Raw genomic sequence first — 26,977 nt, forward strand, 5'->3', positions numbered from 1 at the left:
ATTCATTATTAATGCAATTACTCAAACCAGAAAATAATAAAAAAAATAGCCCTTTACCGTTGTTGGCAGTAGGAACCTTTGGTTTACATGTATTTACCTTACTGTTACTAATATTTCACTGGTCTATGTTACAACAGTTAGGCCGACAACTCACACCTCAAAGTTTAGTGCAACTTGTTGATGGTCATGCGATAACGGTAGACCCCCAACCCAATTTAGAGCGGCAACCAGAGACGATTCGGCGCTTTGTGGGTGAAACTATGAGTTTAATGCTTACCTGGTCACAACAACAGCCGCCAACACAAGTCTGGGAAATTACTTCACAACTGGTAGCTGATGATTTTAAAGATAAAATGAAGTCAGAAATTACTAATTTAAATCCAGATAGCCAATTTGAAAATGTTAATCGAGGAGCTGAGAATGTTTTAGTAATCCAAAAAGTTTCTCAACCTCAAGAAATAAGTAATGGAAGCTGGAAAGTAGAGATACTTGCCAATCAATTAATTTTTAACAGTTATGATAAATTAGGGAAATCAGTTTCCTTTAATAAACAAATTTTAGTTAGAGCAATAGATCGACCTGTAACTTCACTACCAAATGCAGCATTACCGTCGCAGTTTGCAGCTTACCGCCTTGGAGAAGCCAGATTAGAAATTTATAATATATGTGAAATTAAAGATAATAATTGTTCTGGAAATCCAAACAAGGCTCTACCATGACCCGATACTCAATTCCTGCCGAAACGCCTCCCCAAAATGGATTTACTCTAACTACCGACGATCGCCAACCAGAAGTAGAATCTGTAGATTGGGAATCGCGGATGTCAAAGTTGGTCGGCTTTGAAGAAGAATCTTCTTCTAGTGACACTGAAAAATCAGAAGACTCTGCAACGCCGCCAGAGTCGCTATCTCTTCCACAAGAAGTTCAGACCAAGCAAGCACTCTCATCTAATCCCTTTGCCAAGTTAGGCTTGGTAGGGGCTGCTACCTTAGCGATCGTTTTGGTAGGTGGTGTGTTTTTGTCTCAGTTGTTCAGTGGTAGCAATCAAAAGCCAAAAACTATTGTTTCTCCACCAGTGCAAGAGCAGCCTACTGATGAATCCATATCTCAACAGATGGAAGCCCAAGTAGATACTCTCAAAACGAAATTAGCCTTGACTGAACAAGCACAGATGGTGAAAGATGCCCAACAACAGCTGAGAATTGCCAAATCAACGCCGACAGTAGCTTTACGACAACCCTCAGTTAGCCAGAAAGCGATCCCAACACCTCCACCAACAGCTTACGTCCCTCGGACAGTGACAGTTGAGCGCATCATTAGAGTACCTACTTCTCAACCTTCGCGATCGCCTCAGCTACCAGTTGTGAACCCCACTCAACCAGTAGTTAATGTAGCTCCAGTAACTCCACCATCTCCACCAAGCCCATTTGCAGAGTGGGCAAGATTAGCAAAGTTAGGTAGCTACGGTCAAGTCAATCCTAGCAATCAACCTACTAGTAACATAGCTACTTTGGAACCTGCAACCAATGCGCCGCCACAGCAAGAGGCAACAAATCCCAATCCCGAACAAAACACCCCACAACCGGAAAATTCTGCGGTAAGCCAAGCTCAACCGCAGGGAGAGAAATCTGTAGCAGTTGGGAGTAGTGCTAAAGCTGTGTTAGCGACAGCAATATTTGGAGAAACTACTAATAAATCAGGCGGTGGTGATGCAGAAGAAGCGAAAAACGTATTTGTGATCCGATTGAAAGAACCACTAAAATCTACCGATGGTGCGATCGCTCTACCTGCAAACACCGAATTTTTAGCTGAAATTGGTTCGCTTTCCGAACAAGGTCTTTTGCAGATGAACGTAGTCAAGGTTATCTCGCAAAATAATGGCAATCGTACAGAACGAAGCTTACCCAACAATGCAATTATTCTTCGCGGTACTCAAGGCAAACCTTTAATCGCAAATAAATATCCCGGTCAAAGCTCGTCTATAGCCTCGATGGATGCAGGACTATTTGTTTTGGGAGGAATTGCTAAGGCAGCAGAGCTAGTAAATCGTCCTGATACCAGAGTTCTGCCTTTATATGGCGGTAACCTCAGCAACATCGACTCTAACGGCAATCCTATCGAGAACGACAACAACGGCAACAACGGCAACAACGGCAACAACAACGGCTACGTTACTGGTTATACTACTATCACTGAGAATAAACGCAACCTTGCAGCCGGGGTTTTAGAAGGTGGTATGAACTCTGTAGTACCCCAAATTGCCCAACGCAATCAACAAGCGATCGCCCAAATGTCTCAACAAGGTGGTGTGTGGTTTTTAGCAGCAGGCACAAATATTGAAATATACGTTAATCAACCAACTCAATTTTAAGGGTTAATATTTATAGCAATTTTAGATATTTGCAACCATGAAAAAGAATATTAAATTGTCAGGAGATAACCCAAAACGTTCTTATTTCCTACCTATAGCTTCCTTAATTTTCTCGGTTGCTATGTTCTGGTTGGTAGGTCGTGCTGTAGCTAATAACGCCGTTCTGCGTTCCATCTTTTCCTGTCAAGCACAAGGTTTAGGGGGACTTGTACCTACGGTTGATGTCTGGTATCAACAAGGAACAAACTTAAGTTTTATTCCGGCTGGAGAAGTAATTAAAAAAGTTTGGTTAAATGACCCATCACAGGTAAGTATGGATTTTGATGGGCCAGTATGTATGCAGTTCGGTCAAGAAGCTAATAATAATTCAGGAGATTGTAAAAACTCCGCAGCAAATGTAATTCAACTCAGACGAATTCAAAAACTGGACATACCTGGACTTCCTCCCACTAGCAATACACTTTTAACAGTTGTTACCGAAGCGCAAGGTAAAAACAAGTTGTATACTTTTAAAGTGATATATAAAACAGATAATCCTGAATATCACACCTTAGCAATTTTTCCCGATCCTTCTGGACAGGAAGGAGCTTGTTCGAGAGTTTTACAATAAAGTTATAGCAAAATTACCTGATAGCCACAGAAGTTTCGCCTCAAAAAAAGCATTAATACCTACGTATATCTGCATTGTGGCCGATCGAAAGCCCTGTTATAATTCCCTGCTTCTAAAAAACGGTCATACCAATTCTCTAAGAAAATGCGCCTAATTATTTTGGGAGATAGCGAATTATCTAGGACTTACGCACTATACAAATCAACCAAAACGTGTACTACGGTATTTAGTCTTTTCAGAGGCTTCAGATAACCCTGATTTATTCCGACATTTGCGATCGCTGGATGCAAAACATGGCTAAAATACCCAAATTGTGTTTAGTACTTATGTACGATGCGTAAGTCCTATTATCTTAAGAAAACCTTTGCGTACCTACCCTGCAAGAAAGCGTACCACTTCGTGGAAGCAAGCTACGCGTAGCGTCTCGTAGATAAGCGCCTATGCGTTGAAAAAAATCTATGATTTGGCGCTGCTTTATAAAAAAACGGTATTAGGAAAAATTTAAGTCTTTGGGCAGTTTTCTTTCTTTACGTAGCACGGTTAAGATGACGTGTGAGCTAATCTTGTAGTGCAATCAATTGAAAAACGCTATAACTTAACAGATTTAACTGACTCAGGCAGTTTTAGCCGACATCTTTATAAATCTTCAGACAAAAACTAACCACAATTTCCAAATCCGTGTAAATATAAAGAAAAGCTTAAGAGGTTACAGACCCATGGTGACAGCGAAAATGATGCAACAGCTTTGGGCTGTAATCGAGTCTACCCAGGTCAACACCCTGCTCCAGTTTGACGATGCTGCTTTAGTACAATTGCTTCTCCAGCAGTTAAAAGCGAAGCAGGGGCTTGATTCCCAGGCAGATAGCACGCTCAATACTTACATAAAATCTAAACTGCCTCTAATTCGTGATACGGCTGAAGGTCGATTATCTTTAGGGCAAGGCGGCAATCATTAGTCCGAAAAATCAAATGATTGCTCGCTACCAAGCATACGCTCAGAATTGAAACAGTGGAATATTATGAATAACTGGCTAGTAATTGCCCTAGTAGCTTATCTAATTGGAGCAGCGATTGAAGGGGTGAGTACAGCCAGTCAGCTATCTCATTCAATGCCAGAACTAGCTAAAAACACACAAGCTCATCCTTCAGAGTCTGACACTGAGTTTAGTTCAAGTTGGCGAGTTCTGGCCGCCATCGCCTCAGTGAGTATTTGTGGAGCTTTTTGGTGGCCTTGCCGCCTTTTCCACCGTTTAATTAAAGGCAATGTTCGTTCGTAAGCCTAAAATATCAATACAGTAATTTTGAAAGAAGCTCTATCCTTCTGAGAGATGAGTTTTGAGTTTGGCTCTCATTTACCTATGATGCACTTTGTTCGGGTTCTGTCGCTACAGGTTGCCCAATTTTTGGCTCCGTTCCCGCAAACAGTCGTTCGATATTAGTGCGATGGCGCAAAATCACATACAACCCGCCGGCAATCCCAAACAGAATATAGGGTAAGGGTTGATGCAAAATTACCATGAAAATGGAAACTGCGATCGCACCTACAATTGAACTTAAAGAAACAATCCGCGATATTGCCACAACGACGGCAAACACACCCGCTGTTGCTAAACCTATCTGCCAACTCATTGCCAACAAAATTCCCAAGCTGATAGCAACGGATTTACCACCAGTAAAGCCTAAAAAAATTGATTTACTATGTCCCAGAATGGCAGCTAACCCAGATATTGTGACTAACCACGGTTGCCATAGTTGTACATCTACCGTTGGAGGGATATAATTTTTAATTGGTTCAAAGTTGAATAACCAATAAACTAGAGCGATCGCTAATACTCCCTTTAAGGAATCAAGTACTAAAACCAATGCTCCTGGCCCTTTACCCAAAGTTCTTAATACATTAGTTGCGCCAGTGGAACCGGAACCAACTTGCCGAATATCAATACCTTTTAACTGCTTCACAGCAATGTAGCCAGTGGGAAAAGAACCCAGCAGGTAAGCTATGACCACAATTGCTCCGCACAGAGTTAACCAAATAGCCATAATACAATTCAAAATTCACGCATTCAAAATTCAAAAAAGTCAAGAGTAATATCTCTTGACCAATGACCAATGACTAATGACTAATGACTAATGACTAATGACTCATTTAAAAGTCATCATCATAGTTTCTCATGGTTTTGGGGTCAGGAGCAAAAGCTAACCACAAGGGAAATTGCAGCAGTGACAAACTGATTTGCTCTTCTGAATCGTCAATGATAATTAAAGGCAATTGATTGGCTTTCGTCAATCGGTCTGCTTTTTGAGCGAGAGCATCAGACGCCTCAAATAATACCACACCCCGGTCTGGGCCGAAATCTGGGCGACCGATTCCTAGACAATCTTGCAAGCCGCGCCGCCATTCACCTAATCGCTCCGGTGTATTAGCTAAGACTAAAGTACGGACGCGATCGCCATACAGCTTGTGTAATATCGAAATTGCAGCTGAGGCAATCAGAATATTTTGTAAGCGGCTACCCATTGTCCGCAAACCACCCCGTCCTCCTTGGGTAAAAAACCAATTGGAGATTCGTTCAGCGTGGATTGGTTCAAAGGTACGGCGTAGTTGCCACGGTGGCCCGTAGTAATCTGGTTTATTGCGGTATTGGTCAATGAGGCGGCGAATTTGCTTTGTCGTATCTTGAAACTGCTGTTGGGCAAATTGGGGTATTCCAGGTTGGGGTTCAGCTGGTTTAGGCTCTTTTACAGCTGGTTTTTCTCGTTCCACTACACTTGGCGTTAGTTGCAGCTGTTCAGCAGCAGAGGCCAAATCCTGTAAGCTACCCGTGAGATAGTCTTTAAAACCTTGCACCCGAATTGCCAAGTCTTGGGATGTACCAGCAAAAGTGGTTCGCATCTCATTGCGGATACGTTCTTGACGGCGTTCTAGTTGTTCTACAGAAATTTGCAGGGTTTGTTTGCGTTGTTCTAACTGGACTAGCGACTCTTGCACGATTCGCCCTAGTGAGGTTTGAGTTTCACTCACTTGTGTCTGAAGGTTTTCGTAAGAAGCTTGCAGCTTGGCTATTTCTGACTTGAGAACTACTTCAGCACTCTGCAACTCTGCTATCCGCTGCTCTGCTTCTACATATAATGAATGATTTCCCGATCCTATTTCAGACCCCAGAGCGACATTTTCTCCTTCTAACTGCGCTACAAACTCGCCATTTGAATTTTCTGTTAGCTCTACTGTAGAATCTACCACTTCTGCACTGGAAATGAGTGGCTCAAAATTTGTGTAGTCATCTGATGAGCTAGTGGCTTTTGTGTCTACCACTGACTCAACTGATGGATTTACTGGATGTTCAACTGCATTGTTCTCTTCTGGTTTTTCTGTCAACCGCTCATCAATTGGTTCTGGGGTTTGAGATGCCTCTGGGTTCATAAACAATAGTGTAATTCCTATGACGCGAATAAATAGCTTTCAGAAATATTACAATTGACCTGCCATAAAAGTCCTGAGCATGAGTGCTGAGTTCTGTCTGAGTCTATATCAAAACGACTCAGCACAGATGGCACTCAGCACTAAATACGCGGACAACGTTGTTCTAAACAAGTTTTCAAGGTGTTGGGGTCAAATAAAATCGGCAAAAAGTGAATACTTTTAATTTCTTTAAAGTAAAACAAAATGGGGACTCTATTCCAAAAGATCCGCCAGTTTTGCCATTCTTGGTAGGGAAAGCGTCGAATCAATTTTTCGCCTCTATAAATATCTAAGTCAGTAGCGGTAAATTGCAAACGCAGCGTTAACGCCTGAAACATGAGAAACAAACCAAACAGCGTGAGAACGGAGCCTACCCAAGGTTGTACCAACAATAGTGGAATCGCGGCAATCACTAACACTATCGGTATGTTGTAACTAGGCTTGAGTTCCACAGTTGATGTGGAGTTAGAAGCAAATGAACTGGTCACAGTCTTAAATCCTGCTTTGTTTATTAGGCATCTCTCCTATTTTAGGAGTCAGGAGTCAGGAGTTAGAAGTTAAGAGTTAGGAGTGAGGAGTTTTAACTCATAACTCATAACTCTTAACTCCTCCCTTCTTACTTCTATAGCCCTATGAATGCACTGCCAGTCCCCTGAAACATTAACCAAGAAAGAAAGAAGTTGCTCACAAATATAATCAGCAAGGCAGTCACAACAGCTGTTGTAGTTGACTGTCCTACACCTTTGGCACCTCCTGTTGTCGTCAACCCCCAACTGCAACCAATTACAGCAATTAAAATGCCAAAACAACAAGCTTTAATCATGGCGCTAAAAATATCCCAGATGCCAAGAAAGTTACGGGCTGAGTCGAGAAATACCGTATCAGACAGGTTGTAGATATTTGTCGCAACTAAAAATCCTCCGAACATCCCTGTCACCAAAGACAGAAGGGTTAAAATTGGTAGCATGAAACAGCAAGCAAGAACGCGGGGGATAACCAGATAATCAATTGGATCTGTTCTCAACATCAACATGGCATCGATTTGTTCTGAGACTCGCATGGTACCGATTTCTGCTGCAAAAGCAGAACCGACTCGCCCGGCCAAAATCACTGCTGTCAACACAGGAGTGAGTTCTCGTGTCAACGCTACAGAAAGGACTCCGCCGATAATGTTTCCGGCACCAAAGTTAATGAATTCTCGCGCCACCTGAATGGTAAACACCGCACCAACGAAAATAGCCGTCAATAAGGCAATAAATAAGGAATCTGGCCCAACTGCTGCCATTTGTTCTAAGGTATTGCGCCGATGGATTTTGCCTCTCAATAGGTGAACTAGTACTTGCCCACCCAGAAAAATCGCCGCCAGCAGCCGCTGACTCCATTCCCCTAAACTGGATTTGGATGTAGTCTGGTTCAATGTTCTGTAGCTAACTCGGTAACTGCCTTAAGAATAGCGGAAGTCATGGGAATGGGGAATGGGGCATGGGGCATTGGGCATTGGGCAGAGGTGCAGAGGTGCAAAGGGGCAAAGGGGCAGAGGGGAAAACTTACTGCAACTTCTCCCCTGCTCCCCTGCTCCCCTGCTCCTCTGCTCCCCTGCCCTCATCTCCCCTGCTCCCCTGCTCCTCTGCTCCCCTGCCCTCATCTCCCGACTTCCCCAAAAAGACTGAATATTAACTTAGATTAAAGATGTTCTCAGAAAATAAAGCTGTTCTTAAACGTGCTGCAAAGCAATAAATAAGTAGTACTCTTGGTTATAATCTCCATTTTGCAAGGGTTTTGTAGATTTCAGCCGCTTTTTTTATCCCCAGCATGGGCTGTAACTGCTAGCCTTTTATTTTAATGAAAACTTAAGATTTTTGACAGATTCGCTGCTCTGGAGCGATCGCTCGTATTGTAGAAAATGACAAACCGCTATCTTGCTCTTGTCATCTCTACTCACGGAGTTTGTCTTAAATGACTATTTTCACTAACTTTCTCCGCTCCCTACTACTCACAATCATTTTTAGTTTTGTCCTTCCCATGTTTTTCGTTGGCGGCGGATTGCTCGTTCTATCCCTCATTGGGCACTTCCCTGGCTTACAAGACTTCACTGAGGCGATCGCAACTCAGATTATCCATTTTCTCGCCACCTTCGGCAGTGGAACTCCCCTATGCGGATTATTTGTAATTAGCTTAACCTGTAGTTTCGTTGGGGCACTGTTTGATATGTTTGTCTATTATCGGTATCAAATTTTACGAATAGATTCTTAAGTAGTGAAATCGCTTCATCAGGAGATTATTGGGCTGTAGAAGACAGGAAAAAGTGATATTTCCCAGAGTGAAAGTACTACTAGTCTATAACCTAAATAGAGATTAGTGTTGCTGAATGAATTTGGATTAATTAAATTGAGTGTTGAAGTAATTGATTAAATATTTATATATTCATTAGTTATTAGTTATTAATTACTGACAACTAGTAAACGTGCGCGAACGCAAGTAAAACCAGTCCTCAAACATTCAAAAAGCCGGAATAACAAGGCATTGAGAAGTTTTAATTTTGCAAAATAGCTAAAATAGCCTTTCTAAATCATCAGGTTAACGCTAAACTAGAGTTTGGCATTTTATGGTAGCTGCAATCTTTGAGGATTTGATTAGTATTAATCGAGAATATCAAATAAAACTCACTGAAAAATATAAAAATTTCCTTAAAATTCTGATGAACACAATGCCTGCTCATGTTTCTTAACAGAGGAAAGCAGGTCGTCTGACCGTTGGGGATATTATATTGAATTTATTACGAGGTATGTTGACAGCTCATGGTTTGGCCGTTTAAGCCCAAGTTTAGAAAACAAATTGCGCGGATTGAAATTACTGGTGCGATCGCCAGTGCTACTCGCAAACGCGTCCTAGAAGCCCTGAAAACTGTAGAAGAAAAAAAGTTTCCGGCATTATTGCTACGTATCGATAGTCCTGGCGGTACAGTCGGAGATTCCCAAGAAATCTACAGTGCCCTGAAGCGTTTACGCGAGAAAATCAAAATTGTCGCTAGCTTTGGCAATATTTCGGCTTCTGGAGGAGTCTACATCGGTATGGGAGCCGAACACATCGTTGCCAACCCAGGTACAATTACGGGTAGCATTGGTGTGATTCTGCGTGGGAATAACTTGGAACGCTTGCTAGAAAAAATTGGTGTTTCCTTCCAGGTAATTAAGTCTGGCCCTTACAAAGACATTTTGGCTTTTGACCGGGAACTGACCGAACCAGAAGAAAGCATCCTGCAAGAGTTGATTGACACAAGTTATCAGCAGTTTGTCCAAACGGTAGCTGAAGGTCGTTCTTTAACGGTAGAAGCTGTAAAAAGTTTCGCTGATGGTCGGATTTTTACTGGACAGCAAGCCCTAGCCTTGGGTGTTGTAGACCGCCTGGGCACAGAAGAAGATGCCCGTCGTTGGACAGCAGAACTGGTTGGTCTCGATCCAGAAAAAACTCTCTGCTATACCCTAGAAGAACGTAAACCCTTATTGAGTCGCTTTATACCAGGGAGTCGTCAGTTTTCATCAGGAATTGGGGCTGGTATTGATTGGCTCGAATTTGAAATGTCTACTAGTGGTTTACCTCTGTGGTTATATCGACCCTAAATATGAGTTAGGAGTTATGAGTGAGGAGTTATGAGTTAAAAATCCTAACTTTTCATTCTCAACTCTTAACTCCTCAGTTTTGTGTTTTAAGGAGGATTTTGGCGTGGACTGGCAAATGCGGGCTATTCGCGGAGCAACAACCGCTTCAGAAAATACTGTTGAGACAATCCGAGAAGTGGTGACAGAACTATTAGATGAACTGGAAAACCGAAATCAATTCCAGCCAACGGACATCATTAGTGTGACTTTCTCAGTGACACGCGATTTGGATGCAGTTTTTCCAGCTGCGATCGCAAGAGCGCGTCCTGGTTGGGATAATGTGGCTATGTTGGATGTGCAGCAAATGCACGTTGAAGGCAGCTTACAGCGCTGTATTCGCTTCTTAATTCACGCTTATCTGCCAACCTCCGCCTCAATTCATCATATTTATTTACGCAACGCCGCTAGCTTGCGTCCCGACTGGAGTTTGCCTCAGATACAAGCATCACAGCAAGCAGTTAAGTCAAAAGTGTAACAGGACTTAATATTTTTAAGATGAAATCCAGTTTTTCAACCGTAAATTAGAAATACGGCTGTAGTGACGAGTATTGTTTGTTGCTAAAGTGTAATTTTCTGCAACTGCAACATTAGCAATTAGTAAATCAAATTCAGCAATAGTTTGTCCTATTCTACGAAGTTCTGCTTTTAATTCACCATACTTTCTTAGAGCAGGATCGGTTAAAGGTACAACGGGTAAGTTTTGAATAAATTCTTCTGCACGAGTTAAATTTTCCACTACTCGTTGAAAATTATAAGCATCAAAATATAACTCAGCAACAGTGATGCTGCAAATATAAATTTGCTCCTCATTTAGGATTGCTATAGTTTACAATAAGTTTTGTTACATTTTTTTCCACCCGGAAATAAAAATTATACAGCAGGTTGGTTTTTAAGTGAAATTAAAAATGCAGTACGGGAGCATCAGATATAAAAAGCTTCTGCCTCCTGCCTCAAAACTTGTAACTTTGTACTTCATGCAAATGAAAACTGCTATATGTATATACGCAGTTGGTATGATTATTTATGACTAAATATAGCTCCTTTGGTAGTTTCATTACTTAAGTAAGAAAGCGTAAACATTACTCGTGTAAGATAAATAAGCTGATAATCTCAGCGATTGTATCAAGTAAAAATATAGTTCTATTGGATATGCGATCGCATATCTTCTTAAAATAATGCCAAACTCCAACTTGAAAGATGACTCATTATGGTTCAAAAATGCAATTATCTACGAATTAGGTGTTCGCACATTTGCTGACAGTAATGGTGATGGTATTGGTGATTTTCCAGGGCTGACAGAAAAACTAGACTATTTACAAGATTTAGGTATTACTGCCATTTGGTTGTTACCTTTTTTTCCTTCACCACTCAGAGATGATGGTTACGATATTGCCGATTATACTAGTATCAATCCTATCTATGGCACGTTAGAAGACTTTAAAGCGTTTTTGAGCGCTGCTCATCAGCGCGGTATTCGTGTAATTATAGAATTAATTATTAACCATACCTCTGACCAACATCCTTGGTTTCAAAGAGCACGTCGCGCTCCGAAAGGAAGTCCAGAGCGAGATTTTTATGTTTGGAGTGATACTCCTGAAAAATACCAAGAAGCGCGAATTATCTTCCAAGATTTTGAGACATCTAACTGGGCTTGGGATTCAGTTGCCAAAGCTTATTGCTGGCATCGTTTCTATTCCCATCAGCCGGATTTGAATTATGACAATCCCTTGGTGCGCGAGGCAGTATTTGATGTTCTAGATTTTTGGTTGGAGATGGGTGTAGATGGACTACGTATGGATGCTGTGCCTTATCTCTACGAACGGCAAGGAACGAACTGCGAAAACTTACCTGAAACCCATGCGTATTTGAAGGAGTTGCGATCGCATATCGACGCGAAATTTCCTAACCGGATGTTACTAGCTGAGGCGAACCAATGGCCTGAAGATGCAGCCGAGTATTACGGTGCAGGGGATGAGTGTCACATGAACTTTCATTTTCCCCTAATGCCGCGTTTGTTTATGGCAGTGCGGATGGAAGATAATTTCCCGATTGTAGATATTCTTCAGCAAACTCCATCGATTCCTGATAACTGTCAGTGGGCATTGTTCCTCCGCAACCATGACGAACTGACTCTAGAAATGGTGACAGATGAAGATCGCGATTTTATGTATGGGGCCTATGCACAAGACCCAATGATGCGGGTAAATTTAGGCATCCGCCGCCGATTAGCGCCGCTTTTGGGCAACGATCGCCGCCAAATTGAGTTACTCAATAGTTTACTATTATCTCTGCCAGGAACCCCCGTACTTTACTACGGTGATGAAATTGGCATGGGAGATAACGTTTATCTAGGCGATCGCAATGGTGTTCGCACACCTATGCAGTGGAGTTCTGACCGCAACGCTGGTTTTAGTCGCGCCAACCCGCAACGCTTGTATCTACCCGTCATCGTTGACTCAGAATATCACTACGAAGCACTCAACGTCGAGGCACAACGGACTAATAGCAATTCTCTTTGGTATTGGATGAAACGTTTACTCGCTACTCGCAAACGGTTTGCGGCATTGGGTGAAGGGCGTTTTGAATTGGTACAGTCTAATAATCGCAAAGTTTTTGCCTTCAGCCGGATTACCTCTGAAGAAGATGTCTTAGTAGTAGCAAATTTATCTCGTTACGTACAAACGGTGGCGTTAGATTTATCAGCCTTCAATGGACTAATACCAATAGAAATTTTTGGTTCCACTGAGTTTCCACCGATTACAGAATCGCCCTATTTCCTCAGCTTAAGTCCTTACGGGTTTTACTGGTTCACCTTACAACGTAAACCTAGCTCAACTCAAGAGCCTAAACCCCAAGCAGATTTAGTAACTCTGCTGGTAAATGGTTCATGGCAAAATGTGATTGGGCAACGAGAGTCAAAAAGCGTTCTAGAATCAACACTGCGGGATTACCTCTATACCTGTAGCTGGTTTGGCGGCAAAACTCAGACTGTACAATCAGTACAAATCATTGAAGCGATTTCTTTACCCTATAACCAGCAGATAGCTCAAATTGTTTGGTTGCAGGTAGATTATAGCCAGGGAAACCACGAAACTTATCTGTTATTTCTCGCCTATGCAGAAGGTGAGCAAGCAACGCATCTTTTGGCAGAAATGCCGCAAGCTATAATTGCACGGCTTGAGGTGCAAGGCAAAATAGACGCTCCTCCACCCAATACTCAAGAAGTTGGAATTTTATTTGATGCTTTAGCAGACAAGAACTTTCTCACCTCACTGCTAGATGATGCGATCGCTAATCATCACTCTTATAAAGGGATAACCGGAGAATTATTTGGCACTACTACTGATTCATTCTCCGAATTGCGCCGACAGTTAACCAATCATGAGCCGACTGTTCTGAATAAAGAAGAACAAACCAATACTTATATAATTTATGGCGATCGCTTGTTGTTGAAACTCTTCCGCAAAGTCGAGGAGGGTTTGCACCCAGATTTAGAAATCCGGCGTTTCCTATACCAGAAAAAATGCTTGCAAAACTCAGTTTTCCTCGCTGGTGCTTTAGAGTACCGCCGTGCAAATAAAACAGGCAATAAAACTGCCCTACCTACGACTATAGGTATATTACAAGAGTTTATTTTAGATATCCGTAGTGGCTGGGACTACACACTTGATAGTTTGCAAAAGTACTTTGATTTAGTGACCACAGAACACGCCACTATTGCCGAAGTGCCTCTGCCATCAGGTTCTTTGTTGGATTTACAGAGAATTGAGATTCCCGAATTGGCAATTGCAACTATCACTTCTTACTTGCAAAGTGTTGAGCTATTGGGTAAATCCACAGCTGAATTCCATATAGCGCTGGCTACAAATATAGATAGCTCAGACTTTGCTCCAGAATCTTTTTCATCGCTTTATCAACGTTCGATATATCAAAGTGCACGTAACTTAACTGGACAAGTATTTCGGTTGTTAAAAGAACGAGTAAAATACTTGCCAACCGATACTCAACCATTAGCATTAGAAGTTCTTAATAGCCAAGATAAAATATTAGAACGCTTTCAGTTAGTTGTCGGGCAAAAAATTACTGCATTGCGGACTCGTCATCATGGAAACTACCATTTAGCGCAAGTATTTTACACAGGAAAAGACTTTATTATTCCTGATTTTGAAGGTAAAGCAGATCGTAGTTTCAGCGAACGACGCATAAAGCGATCGCCTCTACAAGATGTAGCAGGAATGTTACTATCTTTCAACTACGCAGTTAACCAAGCTCTGGGCTATCAAAAAGAATCTGGGATGATCCGGCCTGAAAATTTACCCCTTATAGAACAATGGGGACAGTTTTGGTATACCTGGGTTAGCACTAGATTTTTGAATTCTTATCTAGAAACTGCTAATCAAGAATCTTTCCTGCCAAAGACAACACAAGAACTAGATGTGCTACTTTTTGCCTATCTTTTAGAGCAAGCGATTGATGCACTAGGCAATGAACTAAATAATCGCTCCAATCGGCTAGAAATTCCACTCCAATTTATTCTGCGATTAGTGAGTGAAACTGCTTAAACAGTTTTTCATAGTACAAACAAAATCTGCCTTTGCAGGTTTTAAAGCGTAGTACGGAAATCTTAACTGTAGGTTGGCTTGAACTTTAGTGTTACCTAACAGAGGCAGAAATGTTGGGTTTCGTTCCTCAACCCAACCTACAACTACAACTTTTAAACCTGAATGAGGTGATGCGATCGCACGTGATAAATTAATGCAATAATTGCAATATATTTCCTCTAAGGCAGTGGGGCGGTCGCTTATACTCAGACTTGAATATAAATCATCAAGAATTTCTTCTAAAGTGCATATGTATTCTTAACTTTCACAGGTCGCACGGATAACTTCAGGTCTTTTTTTTATTTCAAACATCACGGCAAAAGTGTACCTTGATGTTTGTGAATTCTTTCTCGGATTGTTTGACGGATATCTTCCCAATCTTGAACAGTCATTTCTGTTGCATTTCCAGAGTTTAATCCTTCCAGAAGCATTTTTTCTAGACGTTCTTTAGCTCTCTGTTTTTGGTCTTGTTGCACTAATTCATGAAAATATTCGCTGACACTGCTGTAACCACCTTGAGCTACCTGTTCTTCTACATAAACTCGCATGGCATCAGGTAAGGAAATATTTATACTTTTCACAAGGGTTATTTTCTAAATCCGTTTTTCTACATTATGGCAGTTTTTGCCAACACACCGTAAAATTACTCTTTAAATTTGTATTTTTTACAATAGCTATGCTATTATTTACGGCACTATTCCATGCACAAGTCTAGCAAGGAATATTACAACTTAAAGTTCCAAGGCTGTCTATGCTATGTCTTTTGACCTTGCCTTGTTTAGCTCTAAACTAAGAAAATGCCGCGATCAATTTGAAAAATCTCTTGCAGAAGTCGCAACAGCCACAGGCATCCCCGAAAACATTCTGACTGCTCTAGAAAATGGAGAAAGACAACCAACTGGTGATGAAGTTTTAATATTTGCTGACTATTACCTCTGTGATTACCAGTTTTTTATTTCCAACGAGCGAGTAGCTTCGTTTGAGCAAACGGAAACTTTATTCCGAAGATATGGAGATGAATTTTCAAAAGAAGACCGATGGGCAGTACAAGAATTTTTGTTTTTATGTGAATGTGAAGAGTTTCTGTTAAAACTGGCTTCACCAATTATTTATAAACCTTTTAGCTTTATCAAAAGAGGTAACTATTACATAGGACACGGAAAAGAGGCTGCAAAGGCACTCAGAAGACATTTAGGTTATGCTTCTAATGAAATCCGTATGGATGTTTATGAAGATTTTCGCTCTCTGGGATTTCATATTTTTCGTCGCCAGTTGGGTAACTCTAACATCTCTGGTTTATTCATCAGACATCCCACAGCAGGCAAGTGCATATTAGTGAATTACAGTGAAGATATTTACAGGCAAAGATTTACTGCGGCTCATGAATCGGCTCATGGAATTTTGGATGATGAGCAGGAATTTGTTATTTCTTTGAAAACAGACAAAAGGAATTTAGTTGAAGTGAGAGCTAACAACTTTGCATCCGATTATTTAATGCCACCAGAATTTTTACAGAAAATACCAGATTGTCGAACTTGGACTCCTGAAAAAGCTGTTGAATGGGCAAATAAACTTAAGGTGAGTACAGAAGCGTTAGCTAATGCCTTAAAAAGTGCCAATTTTATATCTGAAGATGTAGAAACCCAGATAAAAGCAGTGAGAGTCCCAAAACATTTAAAAGTTGATCCAGAACTGCCTGAAAGCCTCTCATTCGGCTCTCGCCAACGTCGAGAAGAGCTTCTTAAAAGAGGTTTGTCAAATTTTTATGTTGGACTTTGCTTTGATGCCTATGAACAGAATATTATTTCGGCTGGTCGAGTAGCAGAAATGCTTTTAGCTAGCAAATATGAATTAACGGAAATAGCAAGTATCTACGGGAGAACTATTAAGTATGGTGATTGATCCATCAAATTTCCATAAATATAATGTCATAGATACTTGTGCTATTTGGAATATACTTTCCTCTAAACTTCTTTATACAACAGCTAATAACGCCGGATGCGTATTTTCTTGTACATATTTTGTGTATTATGAGTGTCTACACAAGCCACGTAAAAATCCGAAACCAGCAGAAATAGAATTGCAGAATCGTTTTCGTCAGGAATATGAAAATGGAAAGTTCAAATATTATCATTTAACTATTGAAGACCTTCAAGATGTAGAAATTCTCCAAGCAAGAAAGAAAAAAGATAAAGGGGAACTTGCATCTATTGCTTTTGCAAAGAAAACTCGTCAAGCTTTTCTAACAGATGATAGAGGAGCTAAAAAACTTGCTGCTCAGACCATAAATAGTAAAATGATACAGACCACACCTCATTTACTAGCTTGGTTGATATTTGTTAACTATTTGAGTGATAGTGACTTGCAACCAATAATTAGTGAGCATAAAAAATCTGAGAGACCTCTAGAAGAACATTTCTTAAATGCGTATCAAATAGTTTTAGATTATCGATTAAAAGCCTTTAACCCTCAAATAACTGAATAAAATTAAGAATTACTTCAAATTCAATATCACAGAAAATCTGGGTTACATCTAGGCGAGATACAATTGTGGACATAGCTGAGACACCCTTGAATTTTTCTTCTTATTCCAGTCTCAGCTTTTTTTTGCACCTTTTTCAACCCGTCGAACTCACGTTAATATGCTAACCTGATCGCACTTTTTGTCAAGCTTCCACAGTGAATCCATTAAACGCCATGTTTTCTATAAAAATATCGGGTTTCATCCTGGCTTGTAAATCAAGTTTTGAACTCGTAAACTAGCTTTTGCGACTTGAAAAGCAGCTTTTGCGACTTGAAAAGCAGCTTTTGTGACTTGAAAAGCAGCTTTTGTGACTTGAAAAGTAGCTTTTGCGACTTGAAAAGCAGCTTTTGCGACTTGAAAAGTAGCTTTTCTGACTTCAAAAGCAGCTTTTCTGACTTCAAAACCTGTTAATGTTAAAGAATTTCAGCAAATCTAACCACATTTATTTATAAATTAATCTTAATGCCTTAGAAATTCTCATAAAAAAACGCAAATATACGCATTAAACGCAATTTTTCAGCATTTCCATACGTACATTTGCGATAAAATAAAAAACGATGCCTACGGCTGGCTACGCCTACGCAGCTTTAATGCACTAATGCGATCGCACGTTTCGTCAACGCTTCAGCAGTCAATCCATTAAACGCCATCAACTCGCCAGCACTGGCTGTAGTTGCAATAAATTGTAGGTTGGGTTGAGGAACGAAACCCAACATTGATCTAAACTTCTCCTTTCAAATTTATGAAATAATCGAAATTTTCCATTGCGCTTTGTTCCCAGCTATCTTCCACAGCCTTTGAACTTCTTTTTCTAAACCTTGTGAACCATAATCTTCCCATCCATCTGTAAATCTAACTATTCCTGGTGAGTGTCCAGGTGCGCCATCAAAAGTAATTTTCTTGTATTTATCAAGAGTAAAGACAACTTCAAACCAATTTTTGTAAACTGGCGAAACTAGATCAGAGCATTCCAAGAAAAAAGCCTCTTCATGGTCTACGACTCTCTTCCAACCAATCTGAACTCCATAATATGAGCTATTCTTAGGTGAATCCAGAGTCATTCCAACAATTAGACAATTTTCTGTACAACCTGAATTTTCTATTTCATCAGCAACATATTGTGGAAAATTATAAACGGGCTTAACTTCAACAAAAATAGGAGAATCAAACTTTAGTAAAAAGTCAGGAATCCATCCATCAAAGTCACAAGGCTCGTACTCCCACCCCCATTCTAGAAGATCAAATAAAGCAGCCCATCTTGCTTCTAATCTAGAACGAAACTGAACATTATTATATTTGGTTGGTATAGGTTTAATCATAGCTTTTTAGATCAAATTACACAGGTTCTAATTTATAGAACATAAAATTTTGTTTTATTAAATAATCCCCACCCAAGTAAAAATCTAGATGGGGTATTACGTTATCTTAATGCACTAACGCGATCGCACGTTTTGTTAACGCTTCAGCAGTTAATCCATTAAACGCCATCAACTCGCCAGCACTTGCTGTAGTTTCGCCACGTTTCCATGCAAAGGTGTCTCGCTTTGCTGTACTCCGTAACAGGATCGGTTCTAGCATCGACGCAGCACCACCAGTAACCGCAATTAGCGCATCGCCATCAAATAATTCGGCAAATTTCGCATCATCTAAGAAATCGCCATCAGGTTCGGAACAGATATCCCATGCTGTATCGTGGGGACGATACAAACGTCTGGGGTTAATAACAGAAACAATCTTCGCACCAATACCTTCAGTTTCTAAGAAAGCAGCAGCTTCAAATACTGGCATTAATGTCATATCGCCAATTACAGCAAATACAACTTGTTTATCGCCAGCAATTTCATGTAATAACACCGCACCATCGCGCAACCCTTGACGAGTTTGTTCTAAAGTTGTGCGAATTGGTAACGGCGATTTACTTGCTGTAATTACAATCCCCTTATTCTTAGTTTTCAATGCCCAATCATAACAGGCTTGAATACTATTAGCATCAGGCGGAAATAATGGGAAAACATTTCCATTTCGCATCAACGAAGCAAAGTAAGCTTCAATTTCGGGACGTTGGTGAGTCCAACCGTTACGCCCTTGCTCTAATGCGCCTGCTGTGAATAAAGTAATAGTTGAGGGAGTTTGACGGCGCAATTCTGCCATTGATTGGGTTACAGTTTGCCAAATTGGTAATCCGTTGATGGCAAAAGATTCGTAAGAACACCACAAAGTTCTCGCACCCATTAACGCTAAACCCGCAGCTAAACCGGCACAAGCATCTTCACTCAATGGTTCATAAACTTGTCCATTTGGTGCTTGATTATATAAATCGTCGGTTGTGGGGTGGATAATCTTTAATGCTTGGTTGATGTTCGCAATTCCTGATGCTTCATTACCATCGGCGTTGGTGACAAGGAAATTTCGATCTTTATTTCCAACTATTCCTACTAATCGTCCCATCGCAGTTGTGGAAACTTTTGGTTCACCTCCAACTGCATATTCTTCTAAAGGTAATTCGCCTAAATCTGGTAATGGAAATTCAAATTCTGTCACCACAGTTTTCCCTGCTGGGCCACCACCGGCGCGTTCGGCATTTGTTCTGACTAATTGCCAAGCCTCCACAGACAAAGCACGGGTTTGCAATGCACTAACAATATGCGGCGCATCCAGCGTATCTTTAGGATACAGGTTGTGAGATTTTGCACCTCGCGCGTGGACTCCTGCACCTTTGAGTTGTTTAATAATGAAGACGGTAAGTTTACCACCCAGTGCCGATCGCGCTGCTTTATCTATACCAGAAAGTACTGCTTGAGTAAATTCTAGGCGTTTCTCAAAGGAAAAGGCAGTACTATCAACGTAATCCCCTGGTTGGTCTCGATCGTCGAAATCCTTGGCATCAACTAACACCACTTCATCAAAACCGTTACCTTGCCAATATGCTTGCATCTCTGGGTTGGTTTTCAGGGAAACCATGCTGTGATGTTCTTGGCTGTAACCGTTCCACACCAACACCGGTAAGAAATTGGTGACAGCAGGATAAGCTGTATGAAAATGTGCGATCGCACTTACAATATAAGGCTCACCCAATCCACCATCCCCAACTGTAAAGGGGAACAATTTATCTTTGTGCAGGAGTGCAGCCGCCATTGCAAAGTGTTGCCCTTGTCCCAAAGGCCCCGCAGGTGCGAGAATACCGGGAATGTAACCAGAAAGGTGTCCTAAAAGTCCGTGCTTTTCTCGGAAGCGATCGCGCAATTCTTGGACTGTAAAAATTCCCATGTCCTCTAGCGATCGATCCAAGAACATGGCACTATAAAATCCGGGGGCGTGGTGTCCGACTTCGGTAATAATGTTCTTGTATCCCAGCATGACAAGAGATGCATAAGCTTCTGCTTGGCTGGCGAATCCGCCGGGATGCCCAGAAGCTTTACTACCAGTAACTTGTAAAGTCAGGTAGCGCAGGGCATCGGCAGCAAGTAAAGTTTGATATACTGCATTTGGTTCTGTGGGAGATGCGATCGCTACTTTGCCCGATTCGATAGCAGGTGTTGCACCATAAGTTTCAAAATCTGGTAAAGCTTCACCAAAATATTGAATCCCTTCCGAAAAATTGGGAAGCGCTGAAGATGCCTTTGCGGAGATTGCAGTCATGCTGAGTACCTTTTGACGATGAAGTGAAACTGTAGATGCTCGTTGAATTTAACCAAAATTTTACATCTTCGAGGTTGTAACAGTTTATTGCTTTTTTGCAACGTTAGAATAAGTACTTTAAATGGTCAGGCAACCAAAATTTCAATTAGTTGAAGTAGCAAAAAATATTTAATCGGAAAAAAATTTATGAAATTCCCAAATGGGCCGCAAACTCCAGCAGTTGTACAGATGATGCGCTGGATTGTTAATCCGATGTTATTTATGGAGGATTGTGCCAAAACCTATGGCGAGATTTTTACTCTCCGATTAGACAAAAATCTGCCTCCTATGGTGGTTGTCAGCAACCCCCAAGCGCAACAGCAAATTTTGACAACTGATACCAAGGAATTAGAAGCCCCTGGCGATCTGAATAAGGTGTTTGAACCTTTGCTGGGAAAGCATTCTGTGATTAGCATTAGCGGTGCAGAACACCAGCGCCAACGCCAGTTGTTAATGCCTCCCTTTCACGGCGAAAGAATGCGGAATTATAGTCAGGTGATTACCGATGTCACCAAGCAAGTTATCAACCAATACCAGATAGGTAAACCCTTTAATATTCGGTCTGCAACTCAAGCTATTACCCTGCGGGTGATTATGCAAGCTGTATTTGGTCTATATGAAGGGCCTCGCGCCGAAAAACTACAGCATTTTTTGGGCGATCTTTTAGAAAAGGCCAGTTCTCGCTTAAGTATAGCTTTGCTTTATTTTCCAGCTTTGCAAAGAGATTTTGGCCCGATTAACTTCTGGGGAAATCAGATGCGCCTTCAGCAAGAAGCTGACCAACTCCTCTACGAGGAAATTCGGGAACGTCGAGAACAACCAGATTCATCACGCACGGATATTCTTAGCTTACTCATGGCTGCTAGAGATGAAGCCGGTCAACCCATGACTGATGAAGAGTTGCGCGATGAATTGATGACTCTGTTAGTCGCTGGTCACGAAACCACAGCAACAGCCTTAGCATGGGCATTCTACTGGATTCATAAAATACCATCAGTGCGCCAAAAGCTACTGCAAGAATTAGATAGCTTGGGCGATAACCCAGATCCTGGCACTGTTTTCAAATTACCTTATCTCAACGCTGTTTGTTCCGAGACATTGCGGATTTATCCAGTAGGTATGCTAACTTTTCCCAGAAGAGTTAGAACACCGATATCGCTGGGCGGTTACGAACTAGAACCGGGTACAGTCCTAATTGGTTCTATTTATCTGACCCACCAACGGGAAGATATTTATCCAGAACCTAAGCAGTTTAAACCAGAACGCTTTTTAGAACGGCAATTTTCTGCTTATGAATATTTGCCCTTTGGCGCTGGTGCTAGACGCTGTATTGGGCTAGCGTTTGCCCAGTTGGAAATGAAGCTAGCACTTGCTCAAATCCTTTCTAGCAAGGAATTAGAACTAGTTAATAAAGGTGAAGTGCGACCTAAACGCCGTGGTTTAGTGACAGGGCCAGATCGTCCCATTGAGATGGTTGTCACGAGTCAACGTCAGGTGAGGTCTTCCATCCTCCAGACAACCTCTGTTTGATGCTGTGAGGTTTAATGGTTGCGTTCAGCAAACTGTCAATTATCTATACATTTAGATAGATTTTCAATGCTTTTAAACAATCCCCTATAGTCCTCTTTTAAAGAGGACTATAGGGGATTTTAATATATTACAACTGTAAAAAGAATGAATTTTAAGAGTGAGATTATACATCAAAATAAGGCATTTTAATATCACCAAAAGACGTAACTTTAATATGTGTATCCCAAAATAATTGAGTAAATTTTTTCTGTAAATCACTTTAAAAATTCAGAAAAAATATTATCATTAACTTTGTAAAAATTAATAGTGATTAATTACCACTACGGGTTACTTAGTGTTAATTAACTCCCTACTATCCCCTGAAAATATTAACAAAGCTTGCTCTAATTGCATCTTTTTTAAGGAGTGTTAGGGAGAAGTAAGCCTTAACCCAAGCGGATTGAATTATTTGCACCTTCTGAAATCCTAAAAGTATCTAATAAACAATGAAACTATTTAATAATCTCAGCACACCAGCGTTGTTACAAACTCTGCAATTAATTGCTGAACCAACAAAATTTTTAGAAAATAATGCTGCCAAATATGGTGATGTTTTCACAGTACAGGTAATGGGTTTAAAGTCACCACCGATAGTATTTTTTAGCCATCCCCAAGCAATTAGCGATTGTTTTGCCATCCCTGCACACAAGTTAGATTTTAAAAAAGCAACCCATGTATTTAAACCCTTGTTTGGAGAGAATTCTATTGTATTTCAAGAAGCGCGATCGCACCAACAACAGCGACAGCTATTACTTCCAGCATTTCATGGCGATAATTTAAAATCTTATGGACAAGCAATTTGTCAAATAACTGAAGAGATTACACAACATTGGACATCAGATACAAATATTTATATACACAAATTAATGTCAAATCTCACTTTAGAAATTATCTTACAAGTGGTATTTGGGATTACTCATGGTGTGCGTTACCAACAATTAAAAGAACAATTGAGTTCTTTATTAGAAGACGTAACTAAACCTTGGTATTCCAGCTTATTTTTCTTTCCTTCGCTGCAAAAAGATTTAGGCGCATGGAGTCCTTGGGGAATTTTCTTAAAAAGACGAGAGCAAATTGACAAACTCATCTATGCAGAAATTTCTGAAAGGCGTTGGCAAAATGATGCTGCACGTACAGATATTCTTAGTCTGCTGATGTCAGCGTATGACGTAAATGGACAACAAATGACAGATGAGGAATTACGCGATCAACTAGTTTCATTATTGCTATTGGGTTACGAAACTACATCTGGTGTATTAGCTTGGGTATTTTATTTAATTCACTCTCACCCAAAGGTTAAACATCGGCTAATGCAAGAACTAAATACTTTGGACAATCTCACAAATCCTGAAACAATTGCCCAATTACCTTATCTCACCGCCGTTTGTCAAGAAACACTGCGAATTCACCCTATTGCTTTAATCTGCACACCGCGAATGGTAAAAGATAGAGTGGAAATTATGGAGCATAAATTTACATCAGAAACAGTTTTAGTTCCCTGTATTTATTTAGCACATCGCCGAGCCGAGACTTACCCAGAACCAGAACAGTTTCGCCCAGAAAGATTCCTCAACCAAAAATTTTCACCTTACGAATATTTACCCTTTGGTGGAGGTTATCGCGGTTGTATTGGTGCAGCCTTTTCCATGTACGAACTAAAATTAGTAACAGCCATGATATTATCCCGTTTTGAATTAAGCCTTACTGATAAACGTCCTGTGCATCCAGTCCGCCGTGGTATCACAATTGTCCCTAGCGGCGGTGTAAAAATGCTTGTTACTAAAAAAGCAAAACTAAAAAGACAAACAATACTTTCTACTTAATTACTCAATCCTCCAATTTGCATATATCCAAATATAGATCCGCTCCTTAGCATCCAGCCTTTACAGTAAATAGTAAGAGAAAATTTAGGAGCTTACTAATTCATGCCTGATGAGCATCGGTTGGAGGAACAATTTTTATCCCAAGAAGCTGAAAGAAGAGTATCTGAAAAGCTAGATGAAGTAGAAAAAATAGAAATAGATGTACAAACCGATCTGTTTAAAATAGTTCAGGGACAGGCGGATGGAGTTTCGGTTACAGGCCAAGGATTAGTGATCGAAAAAGATGTTCGCGTACAGGAAATAAAACTGCAAACAGAAAGTATTACCATTAATCCCTTAAGTGCCCTTTTTGGTCAAATAGAACTTAACGATCCAGTAAATGCCATTGCTCGTATTGTACTCACAGAATTAGATATGAACCGTACCTTGGCATCAGACTTTGTTCGCAGCAAGATGCAAGATTTTGACTTGGATGTAGATGGCAGAATTGTAAGTTTTGAAGCACAAAAAATTGAAATATATTTACCTGGTGATGGCAAAATAGAATGTAGGGGAAGAGTACTGTTAAAGGAAAAGGGAAATACTCGCCCTTTGGCTTATACTGCGATCGCACGTCCACGGACTCATTCACAACCTGCGATGCTGGAGAGTTTTAACTGCACTGAGGGAGGGGGAATATCCTTAGAAGTAGTTACAGCTTTAATACAAAAAGCCAAAGAATTAATGAACATACCATATTTTAAATGGGAAGATATGGTATTTCATATTAAAGATGTAAAAGTAGAAACTGGTAGTTTAGTGCTTCTAGTAGAAACTCAAATGAGGCAAATACCATCATCAGAAAGTCTATCATCTCCTGAGTAAAATTTATCTTTAATAAAGATAAATTTTGTTACTGAGGGATGATGTCAATGTCATAAAAATTTTCTAACATTTGAAAAGTTACTTATTATTTCTAAATTCCAACTATGCAAGAGTATGATGTTGTGCTGATCGGTGCTGGACATAATGGACTAGTTTGCGCAGCTTATTTGCTAAAAGCTGGTTATAGCGTTCTGTTACTAGAAAAGCGTTCTGTACCAGGTGGCGCAGCAACAACTGAAGAATGCTTACCGCAAGAAGCTCCTGGATTTAAATTCAATTTGTGTGCGATTGACCATGAATTTATTCATTTAGGGCCAGTTGTTGAAGAATTAGAACTAGAAAAATATGGCTTGCATTATTTGGAGTGCGATCCAGTTGTTTTCTGTCCTCATCCTGATGGGAAGTATTTTTTAGGACATAAGTCGCTGGAAAAGACTTGTGCAGAAATCGCCCGTTACAACCAACGTGATGCCAAAAAATATGCAGAATTTGTAGACTTTTGGCAGCGAGCGCTAGGTGCAATGATTCCTATGTTTAATGCACCGCCAAAATCAGTTATAGACATCCTTGGTAACTACGACATCACCAAACTGAAAGATTTATTTTCTGTTATTGGTTCTCCAAACAAAACGCTGGACTTTATTCGCACGATGTTGACCAGCGCTGAGGATTTACTTAACGAGTGGTTTGATGAAGAATTTCTGAAAGCGCCACTAGCCAGACTATCAGCAGAACTTGGTGCGCCGCCATCACAAAAAACCCTTGCCATTGGTGCAATTATGATGGCAATGCGTCATAATCCAGGGATGGCCAGACCTCGCGGCGGAACTGGCGCACTTGTGCAAGCTTTGGTGAATTTAGTTACAAGTAAAGGTGGCGTTATTCTCACAGATCAGCACGTTGAAAAAGTTTTAATTGATGATGGCAAAGCTGTAGGTGTGCGGGTTGCTGGTGGAAAAGAATATCGCGCTAAATACGGGGTTATTTCTAATATTGATGCCAAGCGGTTGTTCTTACAAATGACAGATAAAAGCGATATTGATGGAGCCGACCCAAATTTATGGGAAAGATTAGAACGCCGCATCGTTAACAACAACGAAACCATCCTCAAAATAGATTTGGCTTTAGACGAACCACTCCACTTTCCTCACCACGCTCACAAAGATGAATATCTGGTTGGTTCTATTTTGATTGCTGATTCTGTGGCTCATGTAGAACAGGCTCATAGTAAATGTACTTTGGGAGAAATTCCTGATGCTGACCCATCAATGTACTTGGTGATGCCTAGTTATTTAGATCCCACATTAGCACCACCAGGTAAGCACACTCTATGGATTGAGTTTTTTGCTCCTTATCAAATTGCTGGTGCAGAAGGCACTGGTTTAAAAGGTACTGGTTGGACGGATGAATTGAAAAACAAAGTTGCAGATCGGGTGATTGATAAATTGGCAGACTATGCACCCAATGTCAAGAATGCAACTATCGCCCGTCGGGTAGAAAGTCCAGCCGAACTAGGAGAAAGATTAGGTGCGTACAAAGGGAATTATTACCATGTTGACATGACCCTAGATCAGATGGTATTCTTCCGTCCCTTGCCAGAAATAGCGAACTACAAAACGCCAATTGATAATCTATTTTTGACTGGTGCAGGGACTCATCCAGGTGGTTCAATTTCGGGAATGCCGGGACGCAATTGTGCGCGCGCATTTTTGCAGGCAAAACATCCCATTAGCCAAACTTTGAAAGATGCGCGGGATTCGATTAAGTCAACTGTCGAGTCAGTGTTTGGCATTAGTTAAGCCTTGCACAGAGAAAATA

24 protein-coding genes are annotated in these 26,977 nt (G+C 40.7%); 15 read left to right on the plus strand and 9 right to left on the minus strand.

Annotation, left to right across the window (positions count from 1 at the left end):
* Positions 1 to 11: 11 nt before the first annotated feature.
* The 5 genes from RMY64_RS02165 to RMY64_RS02185 all read left to right on the plus strand — a co-directional run bounded on the left by RMY64_RS02165 (position 12) and on the right by RMY64_RS02185 (position 4,258).
* Positions 12 to 719 (plus strand): hypothetical protein, encoded by a 708-nt coding sequence (locus RMY64_RS02165; RefSeq protein WP_322671313.1) that lies wholly within the window; start codon positions 12 to 14, stop codon positions 717 to 719.
* Entirely contained in the window at positions 716 to 2,371 is a 1,656-nt protein-coding gene (locus RMY64_RS02170; protein WP_322699176.1) for a hypothetical protein, read from the plus strand. The genes RMY64_RS02165 and RMY64_RS02170 overlap by 4 nt, the downstream gene beginning before the upstream one ends.
* Before the next feature lie 37 nt (positions 2,372 to 2,408).
* Positions 2,409 to 2,981 carry a hypothetical protein gene (locus tag RMY64_RS02175; protein ID WP_322671311.1) on the plus strand — a complete coding sequence of 191 codons (573 nt, stop codon included), beginning with the start codon at positions 2,409 to 2,411 and terminating at the stop codon, positions 2,979 to 2,981.
* 716 nt (positions 2,982 to 3,697) lie between these two features.
* Positions 3,698 to 3,937 carry a hypothetical protein gene (locus RMY64_RS02180; RefSeq protein WP_194043059.1) on the plus strand — a complete coding sequence of 80 codons (240 nt, stop codon included), beginning with the start codon at positions 3,698 to 3,700 and terminating at the stop codon, positions 3,935 to 3,937.
* A gap of 63 nt (positions 3,938 to 4,000) precedes the next feature.
* On the plus strand, positions 4,001 to 4,258 hold the full coding sequence (locus RMY64_RS02185; protein ID WP_322671310.1) for a hypothetical protein: 258 nt from the start codon (positions 4,001 to 4,003) through the stop codon (positions 4,256 to 4,258).
* A 79-nt stretch (positions 4,259 to 4,337) separates the two neighbouring features.
* Here RMY64_RS02185 and plsY read toward each other — a convergent pair whose 3' ends face one another.
* The 4 genes from plsY to RMY64_RS02205 form a co-directional block, all read right to left on the minus strand.
* Complete coding sequence (gene plsY / locus RMY64_RS02190; protein WP_322686876.1) at positions 4,338 to 5,021, minus strand: glycerol-3-phosphate 1-O-acyltransferase PlsY; 684 nt, start codon at positions 5,019 to 5,021, stop codon at positions 4,338 to 4,340.
* Positions 5,022 to 5,127: 106 nt separating this feature from the next.
* Positions 5,128 to 6,402: a DUF3086 domain-containing protein gene (locus tag RMY64_RS02195; RefSeq protein ID WP_322699177.1), complete on the minus strand. Its 1,275-nt coding sequence runs from the start codon at positions 6,400 to 6,402 to the stop codon at positions 5,128 to 5,130.
* Positions 6,403 to 6,542: 140 nt separating this feature from the next.
* Positions 6,543 to 6,929: a DUF3119 family protein gene (locus RMY64_RS02200; RefSeq protein ID WP_322671307.1), complete on the minus strand. Its 387-nt coding sequence runs from the start codon at positions 6,927 to 6,929 to the stop codon at positions 6,543 to 6,545.
* Positions 6,930 to 7,063: 134 nt separating this feature from the next.
* Positions 7,064 to 7,858, minus strand: a complete 795-nt coding sequence (locus tag RMY64_RS02205) for an MlaE family lipid ABC transporter permease subunit (RefSeq protein ID WP_322667978.1) — start codon at positions 7,856 to 7,858, stop codon at positions 7,064 to 7,066.
* Between the two features lie 539 nt (positions 7,859 to 8,397).
* Between RMY64_RS02205 and RMY64_RS02210 the strand changes: the two genes are divergently transcribed.
* The 3 genes from RMY64_RS02210 (at position 8,398) to aroH (ending at position 10,575) form a co-directional block, all read left to right on the plus strand.
* Positions 8,398 to 8,694, plus strand: coding sequence for a hypothetical protein (locus RMY64_RS02210; RefSeq protein WP_322671305.1), 297 nt, complete (start codon positions 8,398 to 8,400; stop codon positions 8,692 to 8,694).
* Positions 8,695 to 9,239: 545 nt separating this feature from the next.
* Positions 9,240 to 10,061, plus strand: a complete 822-nt coding sequence (sppA, locus tag RMY64_RS02215) for a signal peptide peptidase SppA (RefSeq protein ID WP_322671304.1) — start codon at positions 9,240 to 9,242, stop codon at positions 10,059 to 10,061.
* Between the two features lie 103 nt (positions 10,062 to 10,164).
* Entirely contained in the window at positions 10,165 to 10,575 is a 411-nt protein-coding gene (aroH, locus tag RMY64_RS02220; RefSeq protein ID WP_322671303.1) for a chorismate mutase, read from the plus strand.
* Positions 10,576 to 10,590: 15 nt separating this feature from the next.
* Here the strand turns inward: aroH and RMY64_RS02225 are convergent, their stop codons facing one another.
* Complete coding sequence (locus RMY64_RS02225; protein WP_322699227.1) at positions 10,591 to 10,923, minus strand: PIN domain-containing protein; 333 nt, start codon at positions 10,921 to 10,923, stop codon at positions 10,591 to 10,593.
* Between the two features lie 352 nt (positions 10,924 to 11,275).
* Between RMY64_RS02225 and treS the strand changes: the two genes are divergently transcribed.
* Positions 11,276 to 14,662 carry a maltose alpha-D-glucosyltransferase gene (gene treS / locus RMY64_RS02230; protein ID WP_322699178.1) on the plus strand — a complete coding sequence of 1,129 codons (3,387 nt, stop codon included), beginning with the start codon at positions 11,276 to 11,278 and terminating at the stop codon, positions 14,660 to 14,662.
* A 350-nt stretch (positions 14,663 to 15,012) separates the two neighbouring features.
* Here the strand turns inward: treS and RMY64_RS02235 are convergent, their stop codons facing one another.
* Positions 15,013 to 15,282, minus strand: a complete 270-nt coding sequence (locus RMY64_RS02235; RefSeq protein WP_322699179.1) for a type II toxin-antitoxin system ParD family antitoxin — start codon at positions 15,280 to 15,282, stop codon at positions 15,013 to 15,015.
* 175 nt (positions 15,283 to 15,457) lie between these two features.
* Between RMY64_RS02235 and RMY64_RS02240 the strand changes: the two genes are divergently transcribed.
* Both RMY64_RS02240 and RMY64_RS02245 read left to right on the plus strand, forming a co-directional pair.
* Positions 15,458 to 16,603 (plus strand): ImmA/IrrE family metallo-endopeptidase, encoded by a 1,146-nt coding sequence (locus tag RMY64_RS02240; RefSeq protein WP_322699180.1) that lies wholly within the window; start codon positions 15,458 to 15,460, stop codon positions 16,601 to 16,603.
* Positions 16,593 to 17,186 carry a hypothetical protein gene (locus tag RMY64_RS02245; protein WP_322699181.1) on the plus strand — a complete coding sequence of 198 codons (594 nt, stop codon included), beginning with the start codon at positions 16,593 to 16,595 and terminating at the stop codon, positions 17,184 to 17,186. The genes RMY64_RS02240 and RMY64_RS02245 overlap by 11 nt, the downstream gene beginning before the upstream one ends.
* Before the next feature lie 626 nt (positions 17,187 to 17,812).
* On the opposite strand, the gene RMY64_RS02250 is transcribed toward RMY64_RS02245, so the two are convergent.
* The 3 genes from RMY64_RS02250 to RMY64_RS02260 form a co-directional block, all read right to left on the minus strand.
* Complete coding sequence (locus RMY64_RS02250; protein ID WP_322699182.1) at positions 17,813 to 17,941, minus strand: hypothetical protein; 129 nt, start codon at positions 17,939 to 17,941, stop codon at positions 17,813 to 17,815.
* Positions 17,942 to 17,965: 24 nt separating this feature from the next.
* Entirely contained in the window at positions 17,966 to 18,544 is a 579-nt protein-coding gene (locus tag RMY64_RS02255) for a hypothetical protein (RefSeq protein WP_322699183.1), read from the minus strand.
* 106 nt (positions 18,545 to 18,650) lie between these two features.
* Positions 18,651 to 20,864 (minus strand): phosphoketolase, encoded by a 2,214-nt coding sequence (locus RMY64_RS02260; protein ID WP_322699184.1) that lies wholly within the window; start codon positions 20,862 to 20,864, stop codon positions 18,651 to 18,653.
* 186 nt (positions 20,865 to 21,050) lie between these two features.
* On the opposite strand from RMY64_RS02260, the gene RMY64_RS02265 reads away from it, so the two are divergent.
* From RMY64_RS02265 to crtO, 4 genes are all read left to right on the plus strand, one after another.
* Positions 21,051 to 22,433, plus strand: coding sequence for a cytochrome P450 (locus tag RMY64_RS02265; RefSeq protein ID WP_322699185.1), 1,383 nt, complete (start codon positions 21,051 to 21,053; stop codon positions 22,431 to 22,433).
* 485 nt (positions 22,434 to 22,918) lie between these two features.
* Positions 22,919 to 24,295, plus strand: coding sequence for a cytochrome P450 (locus RMY64_RS02270; protein ID WP_322699186.1), 1,377 nt, complete (start codon positions 22,919 to 22,921; stop codon positions 24,293 to 24,295).
* Between the two features lie 102 nt (positions 24,296 to 24,397).
* Positions 24,398 to 25,159, plus strand: a complete 762-nt coding sequence (locus RMY64_RS02275) for a DUF2993 domain-containing protein (protein ID WP_322699187.1) — start codon at positions 24,398 to 24,400, stop codon at positions 25,157 to 25,159.
* A gap of 104 nt (positions 25,160 to 25,263) precedes the next feature.
* On the plus strand, positions 25,264 to 26,958 hold the full coding sequence (crtO, locus tag RMY64_RS02280; RefSeq protein ID WP_322686887.1) for a beta-carotene ketolase CrtO: 1,695 nt from the start codon (positions 25,264 to 25,266) through the stop codon (positions 26,956 to 26,958).
* The last annotated feature ends 19 nt before the right edge of the window (positions 26,959 to 26,977 follow it).

The sequence above is a fragment of the Nostoc sp. DedQUE08 genome, from assembly GCF_034530895.1.
Classification (GTDB): Bacteria; Cyanobacteriota; Cyanobacteriia; order Cyanobacteriales; family Nostocaceae; genus Nostoc.